The organism is Streptomyces sp. NPDC048248, from assembly GCF_043201875.1.
GTDB lineage: Bacteria > Actinomycetota > Actinomycetes > Streptomycetales > Streptomycetaceae > Streptomyces.
The window spans coordinates 38,572-56,034 of sequence record NZ_JBICZL010000025.1; the positions used below are offsets into that span (position 1 = coordinate 38,572).

A 17,463-nucleotide genomic window follows, 5' to 3' on the forward strand; every position below is an offset into this window, starting at 1 on the left:
CTTACGGGGTGGAGGTCGCCGTATCGGCACCGCTCCACGATCAGCGAACGCTCACACTACGGGATATGTCTCGATAGCCCGTTTTACTCTGCCGAGATGCAGGGTGAATTCGACGGTCAGCAGGAGAAACGGAGCGCAGGGTGGCTGTGTCTGACGAAACGGCGGTCCCGGCCGCCGCCTGCCCTCCAGCGGCCGCACCGACGGTCTCGGTGATCGTGCCGGTGCACAACACCCGCCGCTATCTCGCCCGTAGCATCGGTTCGGTCTTCGCCCAAAGCCTTGACCAGGCCCGTATCGAGCTGATCGCGGTCGACGACGGCTCCACCGACGGCAGCGCGGACTGGCTGGACGAACAGGCCCGCCGGCACCCGAACCTGACGGTGGTGCGCGCGGCCGCGTCCGGTGGCGCGGGCCGGCCGCGCAACATCGGGCTGGCGCGCGCCACCGGCGACTACGTCTTCTTCCTCGACTCCGACGACCGACTCGGTCCCGAGGCCCTCGACCGGCTCACCGAGATGGCCGAGACCCACGGCTCCGACATCGTCCACGGGCGCATCGTCGGGGCGGAGGGCCGCTCCGCCCCGGTGGACCTGCGCACCACCAGCGGCAGCGTCTCCGTCTTCGACTCCCCGGTCTACTGGACCCTGGCCGCCTACAAGCTCTTTCGCCGCTCCTTCCTCGACAAGCACCGGTTGCGCTTCACCGAGGGACGGCTGCTGGGCGAGGACCTGCCGTTCGGCATCGCCGCCCTGCTGCGCGCCGGCACCGTCTCCGTCCTCGCCGATCACGACTGCTACCACCTGTACGGCCGGGACGACGACAGCAACGCCAGCCGCCAGGACCTGGACTGGGCCGACCAGCTCGGCTACGTCGGCACCGTTCTGGCCGACGTCGCCGAGGCGGTACCGCCCGGCCCCGACCGCGACAAGCTGATGGTCCGGCACTTCCACGGCGAGATCCTCGCCTGCTTCGCCGCCCCCTACCTCGCCCGTGACGCCGCGGGCCGCCGCGAGATGGCCGAAGCCGCCCGCCCGCTCGTCCAGCGGTACCTCACCGACCGGGTACGGGACGCCCTGCCGCCCCGGCTCCGGCTGCGCGCCCACTGCCTTGCCGCCGGGCTGCTCGACGAGCTGACCGGCATCGTCCGCGCCGACACCGGCACGGATCCCGACACCGGGGCCCCGCGCCGGATCGGGCCCGCGCACATCGACGAGGACGGCCGGGTGTACGCCGGCTACCCGTACTTCCGCGACCCCGGCCACGGGCTGCCGGACACCTGCTACGACCTCACCGACCGGCTCGTCCTGACCCAGCGGCTGAAGGATTTCCGCTGGTCGGACGGTGTCCTGCAGCTGCAGGGCACCGCCGAGCTGCCCGGTCTGCGCACACACTCCGTCGAGGTCGTGCTGCGCGGTGGCGGAGGCGAGTACCGCATCCCGGCCACCCACTGCGCGCAAGGTGCCTGGCACGCCCGGATCGACCCGGCGACCGCGGCGGACGGCGCGCCGCCGGCCGACGGCTGCTGGGGCCTGAAGGTGGCGGTCACCGCACACATCGCGGACGGTGCGGCGGCACCCGCCGTACGCCGCGAGGCGTGGCTGTGCCCCGAAGGCGGGGACACCGCCGCCATGGCACCGCGGATCGCCGACGGCGGAGCGGCCGGCCCGGTCGTCGCCGCGCTCTTCCGCTCGCAGCCGCACGGCCATCTCCACCTCGACCTGGACCGCACCGGCGTGCGCCGCCCGCTGGGGGGCGATCTGCGCGGCCAGGCGACCGTCAGCCCGTCAGGCCGGGTCGCCCTCACGACGCGGCTCACCCTGCCGGGCTGTCCCGCCGACGCCCGCCTGCAGTTGATCTTCTTCGACGCCGCACGGACGGTGGCGCTGCGCACCACGGTCGAACGGAGCGCCGGGGACCGCTTCATGGTGCGCGCCCTGCTGCGCAGCGGGCCGCCCGGCACCTGGCGGGTCGCGCTGCGGCTGACCGCCGGGCCGCTGCGGCGGGAACTGCCGGTACGGGTGGCCGTGCGGCGTGGGGACGTGCGGGCCCCGCTGGTCCTCACCGTGCCGCAGGGCGGCTGCCTGACGGCGCCGCTTTCGCGCCTGTCGCGCTGACGGGGGCGAGCGGACCGGAACCGCGCACGCCCCGTTCCTGCCGCGCGGGGCGGCGGAGACGGGGCGTGGACCGGGCGTCGGGGCCGTGGCGGTCAGCCGCGGCGCTCCTGCGGGCGGTGGTGCTGCCAGCCCGCCCAGGCCGAGGTGATCATGTCGCGGACATCGCGGTGAGCCTTCCAGCCCAGCTCGGTGGCGATCCGGTCCGCGGCCGCGACCACTCGCGCCGGGTCGCCCGGACGGCGCGGCGTGACCTGGGCGGTGACCTCGTCGTGCCCGGTGATCTCGGCGATCAGATCGACCATCTCGCGCACCGAAACGCCCTCACCGCGCCCGATGTTGAGCGTCAGATCGCGGACCGGGCCCGGCTCGGCGAGCTTGCGGGCGGCGGCCACATGCGCGTCGGCGAGGTCGGCGACATGGATGTAGTCGCGGATGCAGGTGCCGTCGGGAGTGTCGTAGTCATCGCCGAAGATGAGCGGCGCGGCGCCCTCGGTGAGCTTCTCGATGACCATCGGGACGATGTTGTAGACACCGGTGTCGGCGAGTTCGGGGGCGGCGCTCCCGGCGACGTTGAAGTAGCGCAGGCAGGCGGTGCTGATGCCGTGGGCCTTACCGGCCGCACGGGCCATCCACTCGCCGACCAGCTTGGTCTCGCCGTACGGGTTGATCGGCACGCACGGCGTCTCCTCGGTGACGAGGTCGACGTCGGGCATGCCGTAGACGGCCGCGGAGGACGAGAACACCAGCCGGCCGACGCCGCCCGCGGCCATCGCCTCCAGCAGGGTCTGCAGGCCGTACACGTTCTCGCGGTAGTAGTGCAGCGGCATCTCGACGGACTCGCCGACCTGCTTCTTGGCGGCCAGGTGCACGACATCGGTGACGCCGTGCTCGGCGAAGGTGCGGTTGAGCAGTTCCCGGTCGAGGGTGGAGCCGACGACCAGCGGAACGCCCTCCGGGACCCGGGCGGCCACGCCCGTCGTCAGGTCGTCCAGCACGACGACCGTCTCGCCCGCCTGCCGCAGGGCTCGTACGACATGGGCGCCGATGTAACCGGCACCACCCGTGATCAAGTAAGACATAGCGCCATCCTAGGCTCGGTGGACCCCGTGGGGTCGGTTCGGGGCGGGGACGGGAGACCGCTCAGCGGCGGAGTCGGCGGGCGGCGATTCGCCAGACGCTGCGCAGCCCGCACGCGATCCGCAGGGACAGCGCACCGCCGGTCGTCGCGTACGGCTGCACCAGCAGCAGGGCATGCCGCCTGCTGGGCAGCACGCGGCGGCGCAGCCCCGGGCCGGTCGCCCGGAGCGACGCGCGGAAGCCGGCGCCGTTCGCGCAGGCCACCTGTGCCATCAGGTCCCACGGCTCGGGGTCGGCGGAGCGGCTGCCGTCCCGCGCGGCCAGCGCCGCGAGATCCAGCACCACCTCCGCGGTCCAGCAGACGCCGGCCCCCTCGCCGGGCGGCGCCGACGCGGTCAGCGCAGCGGTGTGCACCGTGCCCCGCCGGTCGTCGGTACGGCGCCGCAGTTCGACATCGATGGTGACCGGCTCGGCCGCCGCCAGCCGCCCGTACATCTCGTGCACGCGCAGCCGCAGCACATTGCGGGCGCCGATGACGGGCTCCGCGTCGACCGTCACCGGCAGCCGGTGCATCGGCTTGGTGCCCAGCGCGTCCAGTTCGACCTCCGGCAGGTCCGCCGACCACACCGCCTGGCCCCCGGCCTCCGCGTACGGCGGCAGCAGGCGGCCGGGCCGGGCGGCAAGGTGCGTCAGGCGCTCCAGATCCCGCGGCTCGGGGGAGGCCAGCACCACCCGGGCGAGCCAGCGGGCCGGCGCGCGCGCCGCGAGCAGATCGGCCTCGTCGAAGCGGGCCAGGTAGGCGCGGGTCAGCCGCCACCACTCGGCGCGGTAGTCCGCGCCCCGGGTGTGCAGTTCACGCACGTACATCCGCAGGTCGTGGTCGAGGAACTTGATGTCGGCGGCGTGCGCCAACGCCTTGTGCCCGGCGGCCTCGAAGATCCGCACGCTGGTGCGGTGGGCGTCGATGCGGGCCTGCCAGTTGGCGACGTCCTTGCGGTCCAGGGAGATGGACTGCTTGGCGGCCGCGCGGCGCACGTGCCAGACGTAGACGCTGTCGGGGATGGTCGCGATCCGCGGGGCAGCGGCCAGCACCCGGGCGGTGAACACGAAGTCCTCGTAGGTGAACCGGCCTTCGGGGAAGGCGATGTCGTGCTCGGCGAGGAACGCCCGGTCGTAGAGCTTGTTGACGCACAGGGTGTCCCGCACCAGCTGAGGGCTGCTCTCGGGGGAGCCGTGCACGGCCGCCTCGCGGTAGAGGCCGGGCTGCCAGGCGACATCGCGCCGCGCAGGCAGCTCACGCCGTACGCAGGCGCCGGCCGCCACCGGGGCGTCGTGCCGGAGCGCTGCCGTCAGCAGTGCCTGCGCCGCGCCCGGAGGCAGTACGTCGTCGCTGTCGAGGAACATCACGAAGCGCCCGGTGGCCGCGCGCACCCCGTCGTTGCGCGGGGTGCCGCAGCCGCCGCTGTTCTCGGCGCGGTGGATCACCCGCAGCCGCGGATCGGCGCGCGCGAGGGTGTCGAGGGCCGCGCCGGTGCCGTCGGTGGAGGCGTCGTTCACCGCGATCACTTCGGTGACCGTCTGTCCCGGTGCCCCCTGCGCCAGAGCCGAGCGCACGGCCTCGGAGACATGGGCGACATCGTTGTAGGCGATGACGACGATGCTGACCTGCGCGGTTGGCGTGATGGTGGGCCCAGGCCGTGGCTCTAGGGCTTCTTTCACAGTCACTACATCTACATTTCGTGTCGACAGCGTCTCTGGGCACGAGCGGGGTCCGGACTCCCTGTGTTGGGTCAGAGGGGGATTCCCGCTGAGCGGTTGCACCCTTCGCCACGGTTTTCCCTGTCCTTACTGTCCTGTGACGAACCGAAAGACCGGACTTGGGTGTGCGGGTGCCCGTGAGGACTCCCGCACATGCTGTAACGACGAGAGCGCCGCCGGATGCCGATCCGCGCCGCACGACTTGCCGCGGCCCGGTCGCCGCGGACGGGCCCGGCGCGGGTCCGGGCGTCACGCTTCACTCCGCCAGCAGGTCGGCGACCCGGCCAGCCGCGCCGCCGTCGTCGCGGTGGCAGAACGCCTGGCGGAAGTCCGCATAGGCGTCCGCCCCGGCCCGGGCGATGGCGTCCAGATCGCCCAGGGCGTCGACGAGTTCCTCCGTCGAGGTCAGCAGCGGGCCGGGTACGCGGGCCTCGAAGTCGAGGGTGAAGCCGCGCAGGGTGTCGCGGTAGTGCGGCAGATCGGGGGTCAGGAAGAGCATCGGACGGCCGGTGTTGGCGAAGTCGGCGGCGAGCGACGAGTAGTCGGTCACCAGGACATCGGCGGCCAGCAGCAGCTCGGTGGCGTCCGGGTGCGTGGAGACGTCCACGGCGAACGGCGCGTGGTGCCCCGGCAGCCGGTCGGCGACCAGCGGGTGGCCGCGGACCAGCAGCACATGGTCCGCCTCCAGCGCCCGCCGGGCGGCCGTCAGGTCGAGCGGCAGATGCAGGCGATGGTGGCGGGCGTCGTATGCCAGATGGTCCCGCGGCGTCGGCGCGTACAGCACGACCTTCTTGTCCCGGGGGATGCCGAGGCGCGCGCGGACGGCCGCGGCAGCGCGGTCCCGGTCGGGGTGCACCAGCGCGTCGGTGCGCGGCAGGCCGGACTCCAGCAGCTCGCCGGAGTAGCCGAGCGCGGAGCGCAGCACCGGTGTGCTGTGCGCGTTGGGTGACAGCAGCACGCTCCACTGCCGTTCGGGCCGTGCCCGGGGTGCCAGGTGGGCCAGTCCGGCGCAGAGCGTGCCGGCCAGGTCGGCGCCGATCCGCTTGAGCGGGGTGCCGTGCCAGGTCTGGACGACCGTCTGGCCCTCCCGCCGGGTGAACCACGCCGGCAGGTGGGTGTTGGTGACGACCCACCGGCTGTGCGCCAGCGCGCCGTGCCAGGCTGCGCTGCCCACCACCACCGCGCGGGCGGCGCCCGGTACCGGGGCCTGGGCGTCGCGCACCGCCCACAGGTGCTCCACCTCCGTTCCCCTGCGCAGCAGTTCCTCGTGCACGGCGCGCGGGGAGTCTCCGTACGCGCGTCCGCCGAAGCTGCTGTAGAGGACGGTCTCGCGCAGGGGGCGGGTGCGGTGCAGTGGGTAGTGCTGTTCGCGCAGCACCCGGCGGCGGTAGGGGCCGCGGTCGACGGCCGGCAGCGCGGGCCCGGCCGAGACGAACGCCTCGTCGTGGCGGTGCCGGTCCAGGACGAGCGGCTTGCCGCGGACCGTACGGGTCGCCGGCAGTCCGTCGAAGACGGTGGGCAGGAAGCGGACCGGGGCGTCCAGCGGCGTGCCGGCCGCGCCCTGCTCGCGCAGATGAAGCGTCCAGCGGCCCTCCCGCAGCGGTACCGGCCCGGCCAGCGAGGGCAGCGCGCCCAACGGCAGCGCGCAGTGGAAGCGGCTGCCGTCATGGGTGGTGGGGAAGGCCGTCTCGGTGGCGTGCGCGGCGTGCCGCAGCACCAGCTCGGTGGCGTGCGGCGCGGCGCTCGGCAGGGGACCCGCGACCAGCAGGGTGCCGTCGGCGCGCCAGAAGACGCGGTCCAGGAACGGCTGCGGGGTGCGGTCGTGCAGGACGAGATCCCCGCCGGGGGTCGCCGCCACGACCAGCTCCCGGCCGTGCGAGAGGGGGTGGGCGACGGGTGGGAGGTCCGGTGCGCAGGCGAGGGGCTCGGTGCCGCCGTCGGCCAGGACCAGCCCCGCCGCCCAGCTCTCGGTGTGTGCGGGCGGGATCGCCCGCGGTGCGCCGTCCCGGGTGGGCCGCGCGTCGGCGACGGCGTCGAGGCGGATGCGGACGGTGAGCCGCCGGGGGCCGGACGGGGAGTCGTCCCCGCTCCCCGCCGCGTCGGCGTTCTCCACCGGGAAGGACACCACCGTGCCGGTTCCCCGGTGCGTCAGCCGCAGGGCGGACGGCGCAGGGCCCGGGGTGACGACGGTCAGGTCCAGGACGCCGGCCGCGGCCGCGTGGTGGCCGGCCAGTCGGTGCGACCGGCGTTCGACGGACAGCCGCAGCCGCCCGTCCGCGTACCGGGGCGTGACCCGCACGGCGGCGTGCGCACCGGATTCGGCGCCCGCGCCGGGCGGCGTCTCCGCCTCCTGGCCGGTCTGATCGCCTGCCCCACCATCCTCTTGCGCACCTGCACCTCCCATGTCGGATGCCACCGGGGGGAACGGCACGACCTCGTGGCCGAGCGGCTCGGCGCCGGAGCCGGTGTCCGGCGCGCACAGCCCGGCGGCCCGCACCACGCCGGCCGAGGCCAGCAGCACACTGACGCTCCAGTCGCCCTCCTCCCAGCCGCCGGCCTTGCGCAGCCGGCGCGGGTCCAGGGCCAGCTCGAAGCCCGACCAGTCGTAGCAGTGCTGTTCCTGACCGGAGTCGGCGGTGGCCTGCGGCATCGCCACCGGCCGCAGCGGCAGCAGGATCCGGCGGCGCCCCTGGGAGACCACGGCCGTCCTGAGGTAGCCGTGCCGGGTGGCGGCGTCCAGGTTGCGGATGTAGGCGTAGCCGCGCAGCAGCAGCGTCCCGTTCTGCCACACCGCCTCCAGGACCCGGGCGCGTACGGGGAAGTCCGCACGCTCCAGCCGGGTCACGCCCGGCGGGAGGGCGAGCGGCGGCGTGAGCGGCAGCACCGCGCGTTTGCGCAGCGGCGGCCCGGTGACCGCGAAGCCACCGGGGCTGCGTGCCTCGTGCGCCAGCAGCGTCAGCAGGTCCGCGAGCCGGCCGGCGCGGACCAGATACCAGCGCATCCGCAATTCCACCGGCAGCGCGGGGAAGAGCTGGGGGTCGACGCGGGAGAGGAAGTCGCGGGCGCACTCCAGGAAAACGGTCCTGCACTCCGGAGAGGCGGCCGGCAGCACCTCGATGAGGGCGGGCAGCTCATCGGTGAGCACCGCCCGGTCGAAGTCCGTCAGATACGCCGACCAGCGGCTGCGGGCCGGGTCGGTGAGAAAGGCGCGGACGCCCGCCACCGCCGCGAACCGGTCCCGGACCGACCGGGCGTCCGGCGGCCGGTGCCGGTCGGGTCCGTCCGGCAGGCGCCAGTAGCAGACGTGCTCGTGCAGCACGTCGACCGCGTCGGCGAGAAAGTGTGCGGGCAGCGTCACCGCCGCGTCCTCGCACCACTCGCCGTCGGGAAAGGCGAGGCCGTGCCGGTCCCAGAACGCCCGCCGGAAGACCTTGTTGCGGGCGAAGTGGTCGGACAGCAGGGTGAGGTCGTCGGTGATGTGGGTGCGCAGCGCGGTCTGCCGGCCGGCCGGATGGTGCCGGGACTGGCTGCGGCCGGCCGCGCCGAGCCGGTAGACGTTGCCGGTCGCGAAGTCCGCGCCGGACTTGTCGAGCAGGCCGACGAGGTCCTCGTAAGCGCGCGGCAGCAGCACGTCGTCGGCGTCGAGGAAGGCGAGATGACCGGTGTCCGGATAGGCGTGCCGGGCACCGGCGTTGCGCGCGGCGCCGGGGCCGCAGGAGCCGTGGGCGGCGCCCCGGACGATGCGGAACCGCGGGTCCCGCTCGGTGAAGCGGCGGGCGAGGGCGGCGGGGGCGCTCTCGGCGGATCCGTGACCGGCGGTCTCGTCCGCCGGCCCGGCGTCCACCATCACCACATCCAGCGCGGTCAGTGTCTGGGCCGCCACCGACTCCAGACACTCCTCCATATTCCGCTCGGACCCCTCGGTGCGAGGGACCGGTACGACAACCGTGAGCCGAGGCTTCATGCGCGGACCAAGCCTTTCCGGACAGGTGAGACACGGGACGGGGCGTTCAACTCACCGTTCGGCGACCCGGTCACCGGATCTGCGCTGAAAGGGTGAGGCAGATGATCGACACTCCGTATGCGTCTCGTTACGCTCGGTGTTCGTTCGTAGTCCGAGTGTCTCGATCCACGGGATGGCCATGCCCCGCTTCAGCGTCATCGTCCCCGCCCGCAGCGTGCAGGGATTCCTCCGCGGCTGCCTCGGCTCCGTCCTCGACCAGCCCTTCGGCGACCTGGAGTTGATCGCGGTCGACGACTGCTCGGCGGACGAGGGCGGGGGGATCATCGACGAGTACGCCGAGCGTGATCCGCGGGTGGTCGCGCTGCATCTGATGCGCCCCGGCGGCGCGGGGCCCGCCCGCAACGCGGGGGCGGCCCGCGCGCGTGGTGACTACCTCCTCTTCCTCGACGGCGACGACACCCTCACGCCGGACGCGCTGACCGCCATCGACAAGCGGCTGCGCGCCACCGGCGGCCCGGACGTCCTGCTCTGGGACCACGCGCGCACGGACGTCTGGGAGCGGGTACGGCCCAGCGGAGACGGGGAGTTCCTGGCGCGCGCGACGGCGCACACCACGCCGGGACCCAGGACGGCCGTACCGCGCGCCGCGCACGTCCCCGGCTCCGCTGCCGCCCGCACCGATGTCTTCACCGCCGCGGAACGCCCCGCCGTGCTCGGAGTGCTGCCCGCCGCCTGGAACCGCGCCGTACGCCGCGACGTCTGGCGCGCGCAGGCCCTGGCGTTCGCCGACGGCCCCTACGAGGACCTCCCGGTCGCCTTCGGCATGCTGCTGGACGCCGAGCGCATCGCGACCCTGGACCGCATCTGCGTCACCTGGCGCCGGCGTCGCCGCGGCAGCGCCTCGACCACCCCCGGCCGGCACCACCTCGTCGCCGTGGACCGCTACGACGACCTTCTGCACCGTGTCGCCCGCCACCCGGACGCGGCCGTCCTGGCCCCCGCGCTCTACGACCGGGCCGCCCGCCACCTCCTGGCGATCCTCGCGGACGGCGCTCGCGTCCCGCCGGCCGACCGCGCCGACTTCCACCGCGCCGCTGCCGGCACCCTGCGCCGGCACCGCCCGTCGGGCGTGCCGCTGCCCGCAGGACTCGGCTCGTACGGCGGCTACCGTTCGCTGCGCGGCGCCGACGCGCTGCGCCGCGGCGCGGCCGAGCAGCTGCGCGCCCGCCGCGAGGCCGCCGCCCGTACCGCGTCCGAGCGCTACTACCGGCTCCAGCTGCGCCGCCCGCTGGACGACAACCTCGTGCTCTACGGCGCGTACGGCCACCGCGGCGTGCACTGCAGTCCCGCCGCGGTCTACCGCAAGGCCCGGGAGATCGCGCCCCATCTGCACGGCGTCTGGGCGGTGAACGCCCGCGACCGGGGCGAGGTGCCGGCCGGGGTGGACCATGTCGTGGCCGGCTCCCGGCGCTACTGGGAGGTGCTGGCCCGCGCCAAGTACCTCGTGCACGACGCGGACTTCGGCCGGCCGTTCCACAAGCGGCCGGACCAGATCTTCCTCCAGACCCACCACGGGACGCCCCTGAAGACCATGGGCATGGATCTTCGCCGCTACCCCGCGGCGGCGGCCGGCGTCAGCTTCACCCGGCTGCTGGACCACGCCGACCAGTGGGACTACAGCCTCAGCGCGAACCCGCACTCCAGCGAGGTCCGGGAGCGGGCCTGCCCCAGCGGCTACGAGACGCTGCCCACCGGGCATCCGCGCAACGACGCCTACTTCACCGCCACCGCCGACGACATCCGTGCCCTGCGCGCCCGGCTCGGCATCCTCCCCGGCACCACCGCCGTCCTCTACGCCCCCACCCACCGCGACTACCTGCGCGACGGCACCCCGCCGCTCGACCCGGAGCGCCTCAGCCGCAACCTCGGGGCGGGATACCAACTCCTGCTCCGTACACACCCGTTGTACGGTCCGGACGCCGGGCTCGCGGCCCTCCGGGACACCGGCGCGATCCTCGACGTCTCCCGCCACCCCTGTGTCGAGGAGCTGTGCCTGGCATCCGACGCCCTGCTCGGCGACTTCTCGTCCCTGTTGTTCGACTACGCCTGCCTGGACCGGCCGATCGTGATCCACTCCGCCGACTGGGAGACCTTCCGGCGCGCCCGCGGCGTCTATGTCGACCTGCTCTCCGGCGAGCCGGGTGACACCCCCGGCGTGATCGCCGACGACGAGAACGCCGTCGCCGACGCCTTCCGCTCCGGCCGCTGGGACGGCCCGCACGCGACCCGGATGCGGGCCGCGTTCCGGGCGCGGTTCTGCCCGTACGACGACGGGCAGGCCGCCGAGCGTGTGGTGCGCCGGGTGCTGCTCGGCGACGACGAACTGCTGCCGCTGCTCCCGGCGTCGGAGCGCAGCGTGGCACCCACCCCACGCGTGGCGGAGGAGAGCGTCCGCCTGCTGGGCGCCGGCGTATGAGGCGGCCGTGCGGCGCGACGCCGGGCGGCCGGTGCGCCGCCGGGCCGGGGAGTCGTGCGGGGTGGACCGGCGCGCCGTGCGGGCGTGGCCTGCCCGATGCCGTAGACCCGTTGGTTGTCGTCCCGGCGCCGTTGCGCCGTGCCCCGAGGGAAAGGTGACCGCGACCTGATGTCCGGCCGTACCGACAGCTCCGCCGCCACCGACAGCCCCGAGGCCACCGGGCCCGGCGGCGACCCGGCCGCCGTGCCGGGCACCGGCGCCCCCCTCACCGGCACCGCTCCGCACGCCTCGACCGCGCGCCTGCCGGCCCCGGGGCGCTCCGGCCCGCCGCGGACCGCGCCCGTCCGGCCCCCGTACCGCAGGCAGCTGCGGCGGATCGGCCGGGGCCGGGTCCTCGACATCGGCTGCGGCGCCGGTGACGCCCTGGCGGGCTGCGCGTCCGGCAGCGTCGGTGTGGACCACGATCCGGAGGACGTGGCGCGGTGCAGGGCCCGCGGTCTGACCGCCTACACCGCCGACGCGTTCCTCGCGAGCCCGCACGCCAGGCCCGGCGCCTTCGACACGCTGCTGTGCGCGCACGTCCTGGACCGCCTGGACGACGAGCAGGTCGAGGACCTGCTGCGGGCCTACGTGCCGTATGTACGCCCGGGCGGCGGGATCGTGCTGATCACCCCGCAGGAAGCGGGCCACCGGGCGACCCCCGCCGCGGTCCGCTTCACCGACTTCCCGTTGCTGCGGGCCTTCGCCGAGTCCGCGGGCCTGGCCGTCCGGCGCACCTACTCCTCGCCGCTGCCGCGCCCGGCCGGGAAGCTGCTGCGCGGCAACGCGTTCGTGCTGGTGGGGCAGGTGCCGCTCTGAGGGGCGCCGGCACGGCCCCGCACGGCGCGCGGCGTCCGCCCGCCTAGCGGGATGCCGCGCGGCCCTTGCGGCGGGCGGCGACGACCGCCTTGGTGAGGACCGGCGGCAGCACGTTCAGCGCGACGCGGCGCAGTGTGCCGGGCCGGGGGCGGGGGACCACGCGGGCCGCGGACCCCGCCGGCGCCCGGTCCGCCGCGCGCGGGCGGAGCGGCGAGGTGTGACGGGAGACCGGCTGGGCGGGGTCCTTCGCGCCCTTGGCGCTCAGCCGGATCAGCGGGGCGCCGTTGACCTGCTGCACCTCGTGCCAGATGTCCTTGCGGGACTCGATCCACGCCAGCAGGGCCTTCTGCAGCGGCTCCGGGTCGCCCCACGTGCCGTAGAACTTCGTGCCGGTGATGCAGACCGGCCGCAGCCCCTCGTTCGCCACGGCCTGCCAGGTGGCAGCGGCCACGCCGGGACAGTGCTCGGCTCGGAAGTCGTCCAGGACGACGATGCCCTGGCCGGTCAGCAGCTCGCGGACCGCCAGGATGTCGCCGTGGACGTGCTCGTAGAGATGCGAGGCGTCGATATGGGCGAAACGCACCGAATCATCCGCCACATACTCCCGGACGACGGAGCTCAGGCCCTGCACGATGGTGGGCAACTCGTCATGGAACGCGAGGTAGTTGGCTTCGAACGCGCGGCGGGTCAGGGTCGCGTAGGACTTCTTCATCTCCCGGGAGTTGGAGACGTCCTCGGCGGGGGAGTCGAAGAGATCGCAGACCGTGAAGCGCTCGCCGGAGCGCAGCCGCGCACCGAGGAAGATCGCGCTCTTTCCCATGTACGCGCCCAGTTCGAGCAGGTCGCCCGACACCGACCGGTCCTGCTGATGCGCCAGGAACCAGTCGAAGAGCAGCTGGTCAGCGGTGAAGAACCAGCCTTTGACCTCGGACAGTCGAGTGGGTCGCGGGAGTTGTTCGGCACTGTGGTCTGCGGTGAGGGCAGTCATGTGCGGTCCGTCTCCAGACGGTCGGGAATCCAGGGCGAGGGGCGACGCGCAGGTGTGCGGGTGCGATATGTGGCGGCGATGCTGCGCCGCGGATGTGTCCGCCGGGTGCTGCTGCCGATACGGCCGGGTGCCGTGGCGTGGCCGCGACGCGCGGGACCGGACGGCGCCGGGGCGCCACCGCTCGGCACGGGCCGGGTGCGCGCGCACATTGCTGCCCCGGCGCATGCCGCTCGCACCACGCGGTGCACGGCGTGACCGTCATCGGCCGTCATCGTAGGCGGACGGAAATGAACGGAAGATGGCGCGCGGACCGGCAGTGGTGGCGCGCTGCTTCACCGCACCTGCTACTTCACGGCGCCCGCCATCACGCCCGAGACGAACTGGCGCTGGAAGGCGAAGAAGACGATCAGCGGCACCACCATTGACACGAACGCACCCGGCGCCAGGACGTCGATGTTGTTGCCGAACTGCCGTACCTCCTGCTGGAGGGCGACGGTGATCGGCGGACTGCCGCTGTCCGCGAAGATCAGCGCGATCAGCATGTCGTTCCACACCCACAGGAACTGGAAGATCCCCAAGGACGCGATGGCGGGGCCGCCCAGCGGCATCACGACCCGGGTGAACAGCCGCAGCTCGCCCGCCCCGTCCAGCCGGGCCGCCTCCAGCAGCTCCCGGGGGATCTCCGCGAAGAAGTTGCGCAGCAGGAACACCGCGAACGGCAGGCCGAAGGCCGTATGGAAGAGGATCACCCCTGCCGTCGTCTCGAAGAGCCCGACCGCGCCGAACAGCTTCGCCACCGGGATCAGCGCCACCTGGACCGGGACGACCAGCAGCCCGACGACGACCATGAACCAGGTGTCGCGGCCGGGGAAGTCCAGCCATGCGAAGGCATAGCCGGCCAGCGAACCGATGACGACGACCAGCACCGTCGCCGGCACCGTGATCGCCGCGGTGGTCAGCAGCGAGCCCATGACCTTGTCGTTGGACAGCAGCTGGCTGTAGTTGTCCCAGGTGATCTGTGCCGGGGCCCGGAAGACCTGCCACCACCCGGACTCGGCGATCTGCTCCGGGCTGCGCAAGGACGAGATCAGCAGCCCGATGGTCGGCATCAGCCAGAAGAGGGCGACGAGGACCAGGAAGATCCGCAGCGCCCCGCCGCCGGTCCGGGCCGCCAGCCGCGCGGCCATCGACGGCTTGGCCCGTACGGGACCGTCCACGGTGGTCATCGGCGACGCTCCTTCCGTATGCGCCGGAGATTGACGTACATCACCGGCAGCACGAGCAGCAGCAGGAATACGGCGATCGCGCTGCCCAGGCCCTCGTCGACGTCCGTGCCGAACGACGACTGGAACAGCTGGAGCGCGAGCACGTTGGCGGACCTGACGCTGGAGCCCGGCGCGATGATGTAGACCAGGTCGAAGATCTTCAGCACATTGATCATGAGCGTGACCAGTACGACCACCAGGACCGGCGCAAGCAGCGGCACCGTCACGCGGCGGAAGACCTGCCACTCGCCCGCGCCGTCCACCCGCGCCGCCTCCAGCAGCTCCCGCGGCACCGCCGCCAGACCCGCCGCGATCAGCACCATCGCGAAGCCCGCCCACATCCACACGTAGCTGCCGATGATGGCCGGGGTGACCAGCGCGGGACCGAGCCAGTTGATGCCGCGGTAGGCCTCCGCGAAGTTCGCGGCGGGCAGCCGCAGCCGGGCGCCGTCGGCCCGGTCGGCGGGCAGCGCGTACGTGCCGTCCGCCGCCGTCGTCGCCGACGCGACCACCTTGCCGTCCCGGACCGCCTCGACCGTGATGCCGGCCAGTGCCTTCTCGCCCGGGTCGATGGCGTTGACGCGCCCTCCGCCCCCGCGCGTGAAGTCCAGCCAGACGGTGCCGGTCACCTTGCCCGGCCGGGCGGTGGCGGCGACTGCCCGCTGCGCCCCGCGCACATCGTCGGGCTGCACGGCGACCAGCGGCACATTCGCCGGCGACGTGGCGGCCACCGCCGACTCCGTCGTGAACGCGCCGCCCCCGGACGGGCGCAGGTCCGCGTTCGGCCGCGGCTTGGCGCCGGGGAACGGTGCCGGATCGGCGAACGTGTCGTGCACACCGACCCACACCGCGTTGGCGACCCCGCGCTCGGGATCCTGGTCGTAGACCAGCCGGAAGATGATCCCGGCCGCCAGCATCGAGATCGCCATCGGCATGAAGACGACCAGCTTGAAGGCCGTGCCCCAGCTGACCCGCTCGGTCAGCACCGCGAACATCAGCCCCAGCGCCGTCGAGACGGTCGGCGCGACCACGACCCAGATGACGTTGTTCTGCAGCGCCGTGCGGATGCCGTCGTCCGAGAACATCTCGCCGTAGTTGTCCAGCCCCACGAAGCCGTCACCGGAGGCGTCGAACAGGCTGCGCTGGACGGAGAAGACGATGGGATAGACCACCAGCGCGCCGAGCAGCAGCAGCGCGGGCAGCAGGAAGGCCGCGGCGATCCAGGGGCGGGTGCCCGTCAGTCGTCGGCGTTTCCTGCCGGGGCGGCCCGGACAGCCGGTGGCCGGCGGGCCGCCCGGTATGCCGCCGGCCCGCTCGGTGCTGGTGCGTACGTCGCTCATCGTGACGGTCCCCCGGTCCCGGTCGAGGCGGTCGGCGTCAGTGCCCGAACGACTTGGCTGCGTCCTTCTCCAACTGCGCCTGGGCGCCGGTGACGTCCTTCGGGCTCTTGAGGAAGTCCTGGAGGTCCTTCCACTCGCCCTGCCCCGGCTTGCCGCCGAACCCGGCGGGCGCCTGGTCGGACATGTCGAAGCGGAAGTCGTCGCCCGCCGCGATCAGCGCCTCGGCGATCTCACGCATCACGTCATCGGCGTACGCGGCCCGGTCCAACTCCTTGTTGGGCGAGATGAATCCACCGGCCTGGGCCCAGATCTTGGCCGCGTCCGTCGAGGCGAGGAACGTCAGCAGCGCCTGCGCCGCCTTGCCGTCCTTGAGTGCCACCGCCACATCGCCGCCGGTCACCACGGGGGACTTGGCGCCCACCGCGGGGAACGGGAAGACCTTGGCATCGGTGCCGATCGCGGCCTTGGTCTGGCTGATGTTGGCTGCGGCGAAGTCCGCCGAGGAGACCATCGCGGCCTTGGGGGTGTCACCGCCGCTGAAGGTCTGGGTCACCGACGTCGGGAAGTCCGTCTGGAGCGCGCCCGCGTTGCCGCCGGCGAGCAGGTCCTTGCGGCCGAAGAGCTGACCGAGCGTGGTCAGCGCCTTCCTGACCGAGCCGTCGGTCCACTTGATCTTGTGCTGGGCCAGCTGGTCGTACTTCTCCGGGCCCGCCTGCGAGAGGTAGATGTTCTCGAACCAGTCGGTCAGCGTCCAGCCGTCCGAGCCGCCGACCGAGACCGGCTCGACGCCCGACTCGGAGAGGGTCTGGGCGGTCTTGAGGAAGTCCTGCCAGGTCTTCGGCTCCTGCGCACCGGCGTTGTCGAACGCCTTGGCGTTGTACCAGACCAGCGACTTGTTGCTCGCCTTGAAATACACGCCGTACTGCGTGCCCTTGTGGGCGCCGAGGTCCTGCCAGCCCTTGCTGTAGTTCTTGGTGAGCTGCGCCTTGGCCGTCGGCCCGAGCGGCTTGAGCCAGTCCTTCGCCGCGAACTCGTTGAGCACACCGACCTGTTGGAGCATCGCGACGTCCGGCTGACCGCCACCGGCGATCTTGGAGCCGACGAAGCCGGCCATGTCGTCACCGCTGGGCACGAAGTCGACGGTGGCGCCGGTGCGCTTTTCGAACTCGTCGAGCACCTTGACGAAGTTCTCCCGCTCGGCGCCCGTCCAGACCGCGGTGACCTGGAGCTTCTGACCGTTGAGCTTGGGCAGCGACACAGTGGGGGCGGTGCTGCCGCCCTTGCCGCCCTCGCTCTCCTCCTTTGCGCCGCCACCGCCGCAGGCGGACAGCGCGAGGGCGAGCGCCGCGGTGGCCGCCAGGGCGGACGTGGCGCGCTTTCCCGTCGAGGCCCGCTCGCGTGTGCCGCCGCCCCTTCGCGCCTGTGTGCCGCGTGCGGCCGTGCGGTCGAGTCGTGTGCGCATCCCCGTCAGCCCCTTTTCGCCGCGCCTGCCGTGCCGGGTGCGGAGGGAGCCGTGTCACGTCGTGCCGCGGCGTCCCTGCCCGTGCCGTTCGCGTCGTGCTGTTCGCGTCGTGCCCTGAGTGGTGCCGTGGTGCCGTGGTGCCGTGCCGTGCAGCTGTGGTG

Annotated in this window: 10 protein-coding genes; 3 read left to right on the forward strand and 7 right to left on the reverse strand. The window is 73.4% G+C overall.

Annotation, left to right across the window (positions count from 1 at the left end; all coding sequences use genetic code 11):
- The first annotated feature begins 140 nt into the window (after nt 1-140).
- Entirely contained in the window at nt 141-2,114 is a 1,974-nt protein-coding gene (locus ACGFZW_RS34875) for a glycosyltransferase family 2 protein (RefSeq protein ID WP_393897332.1), read from the forward strand.
- A gap of 92 nt (nt 2,115-2,206) precedes the next feature.
- On the opposite strand, the gene galE is transcribed toward ACGFZW_RS34875, so the two are convergent.
- The 3 genes from galE to ACGFZW_RS34890 form a co-directional block, all read right to left on the reverse strand.
- A complete protein-coding gene (gene galE, locus ACGFZW_RS34880) occupies nt 2,207-3,193 on the reverse strand; it encodes a UDP-glucose 4-epimerase GalE (RefSeq protein WP_393897333.1) in 987 nt (328 codons plus the stop codon).
- Between the two features lie 61 nt (nt 3,194-3,254).
- Entirely contained in the window at nt 3,255-4,910 is a 1,656-nt protein-coding gene (locus tag ACGFZW_RS34885) for a glycosyltransferase family 2 protein (RefSeq protein ID WP_393897361.1), read from the reverse strand.
- Nucleotides 4,911-5,205: 295 nt separating this feature from the next.
- Complete coding sequence (locus ACGFZW_RS34890) at nt 5,206-8,913, reverse strand: CDP-glycerol glycerophosphotransferase family protein (RefSeq protein ID WP_393897334.1); 3,708 nt, start codon at nt 8,911-8,913, stop codon at nt 5,206-5,208.
- A gap of 172 nt (nt 8,914-9,085) precedes the next feature.
- Between ACGFZW_RS34890 and ACGFZW_RS34895 the strand changes: the two genes are divergently transcribed.
- Nucleotides 9,086-11,389, forward strand: coding sequence for a CDP-glycerol glycerophosphotransferase family protein (locus tag ACGFZW_RS34895; RefSeq protein ID WP_393897335.1), 2,304 nt, complete (start codon nt 9,086-9,088; stop codon nt 11,387-11,389).
- 168 nt (nt 11,390-11,557) lie between these two features.
- Complete coding sequence (locus ACGFZW_RS34900) at nt 11,558-12,247, forward strand: class I SAM-dependent methyltransferase (RefSeq protein ID WP_393897336.1); 690 nt, start codon at nt 11,558-11,560, stop codon at nt 12,245-12,247.
- A gap of 43 nt (nt 12,248-12,290) precedes the next feature.
- On the opposite strand, the gene ACGFZW_RS34905 is transcribed toward ACGFZW_RS34900, so the two are convergent.
- The 4 genes from ACGFZW_RS34905 to ACGFZW_RS34920 form a co-directional block, all read right to left on the reverse strand.
- Nucleotides 12,291-13,235, reverse strand: a complete 945-nt coding sequence (locus ACGFZW_RS34905; protein WP_393897337.1) for a class I SAM-dependent methyltransferase — start codon at nt 13,233-13,235, stop codon at nt 12,291-12,293.
- 344 nt (nt 13,236-13,579) lie between these two features.
- Nucleotides 13,580-14,461, reverse strand: a complete 882-nt coding sequence (locus tag ACGFZW_RS34910; RefSeq protein WP_393897338.1) for a carbohydrate ABC transporter permease — start codon at nt 14,459-14,461, stop codon at nt 13,580-13,582.
- Nucleotides 14,458-15,840, reverse strand: coding sequence for a carbohydrate ABC transporter permease (locus ACGFZW_RS34915; protein WP_393897339.1), 1,383 nt, complete (start codon nt 15,838-15,840; stop codon nt 14,458-14,460). The genes ACGFZW_RS34910 and ACGFZW_RS34915 overlap by 4 nt, the downstream gene beginning before the upstream one ends.
- Nucleotides 15,841-15,877: 37 nt before the next feature.
- Nucleotides 15,878-17,302, reverse strand: a complete 1,425-nt coding sequence (locus ACGFZW_RS34920; protein WP_393897340.1) for an ABC transporter substrate-binding protein — start codon at nt 17,300-17,302, stop codon at nt 15,878-15,880.
- Between the last annotated feature and the right edge of the window lie 161 nt (nt 17,303-17,463).

Bases quoted from the DNA above. Each gene is read 5' to 3' on its own strand.
- galE (WP_393897333.1), bottom strand. From the start codon at position 3,193: ATGTCTTACTTGATCACGGGTGGTGCCGGTTACATCGGCGCCCATGTC.
- ACGFZW_RS34890 (WP_393897334.1), bottom strand. From the start codon at position 8,913: ATGAAGCCTCGGCTCACGGTTGTCGTACCGGTCCCTCGCACCGAGGGG.
- ACGFZW_RS34895 (WP_393897335.1), top strand. From the start codon at position 9,086: ATGGCCATGCCCCGCTTCAGCGTCATCGTCCCCGCCCGCAGCGTGCAG.
- ACGFZW_RS34900 (WP_393897336.1), top strand. From the start codon at position 11,558: ATGTCCGGCCGTACCGACAGCTCCGCCGCCACCGACAGCCCCGAGGCC.
- ACGFZW_RS34905 (WP_393897337.1), bottom strand. From the start codon at position 13,235: ATGACTGCCCTCACCGCAGACCACAGTGCCGAACAACTCCCGCGACCC.
- ACGFZW_RS34910 (WP_393897338.1), bottom strand. From the start codon at position 14,461: ATGACCACCGTGGACGGTCCCGTACGGGCCAAGCCGTCGATGGCCGCG.
- ACGFZW_RS34915 (WP_393897339.1), bottom strand. From the start codon at position 15,840: ATGAGCGACGTACGCACCAGCACCGAGCGGGCCGGCGGCATACCGGGC.
- ACGFZW_RS34920 (WP_393897340.1), bottom strand. From the start codon at position 17,302: ATGCGCACACGACTCGACCGCACGGCCGCACGCGGCACACAGGCGCGA.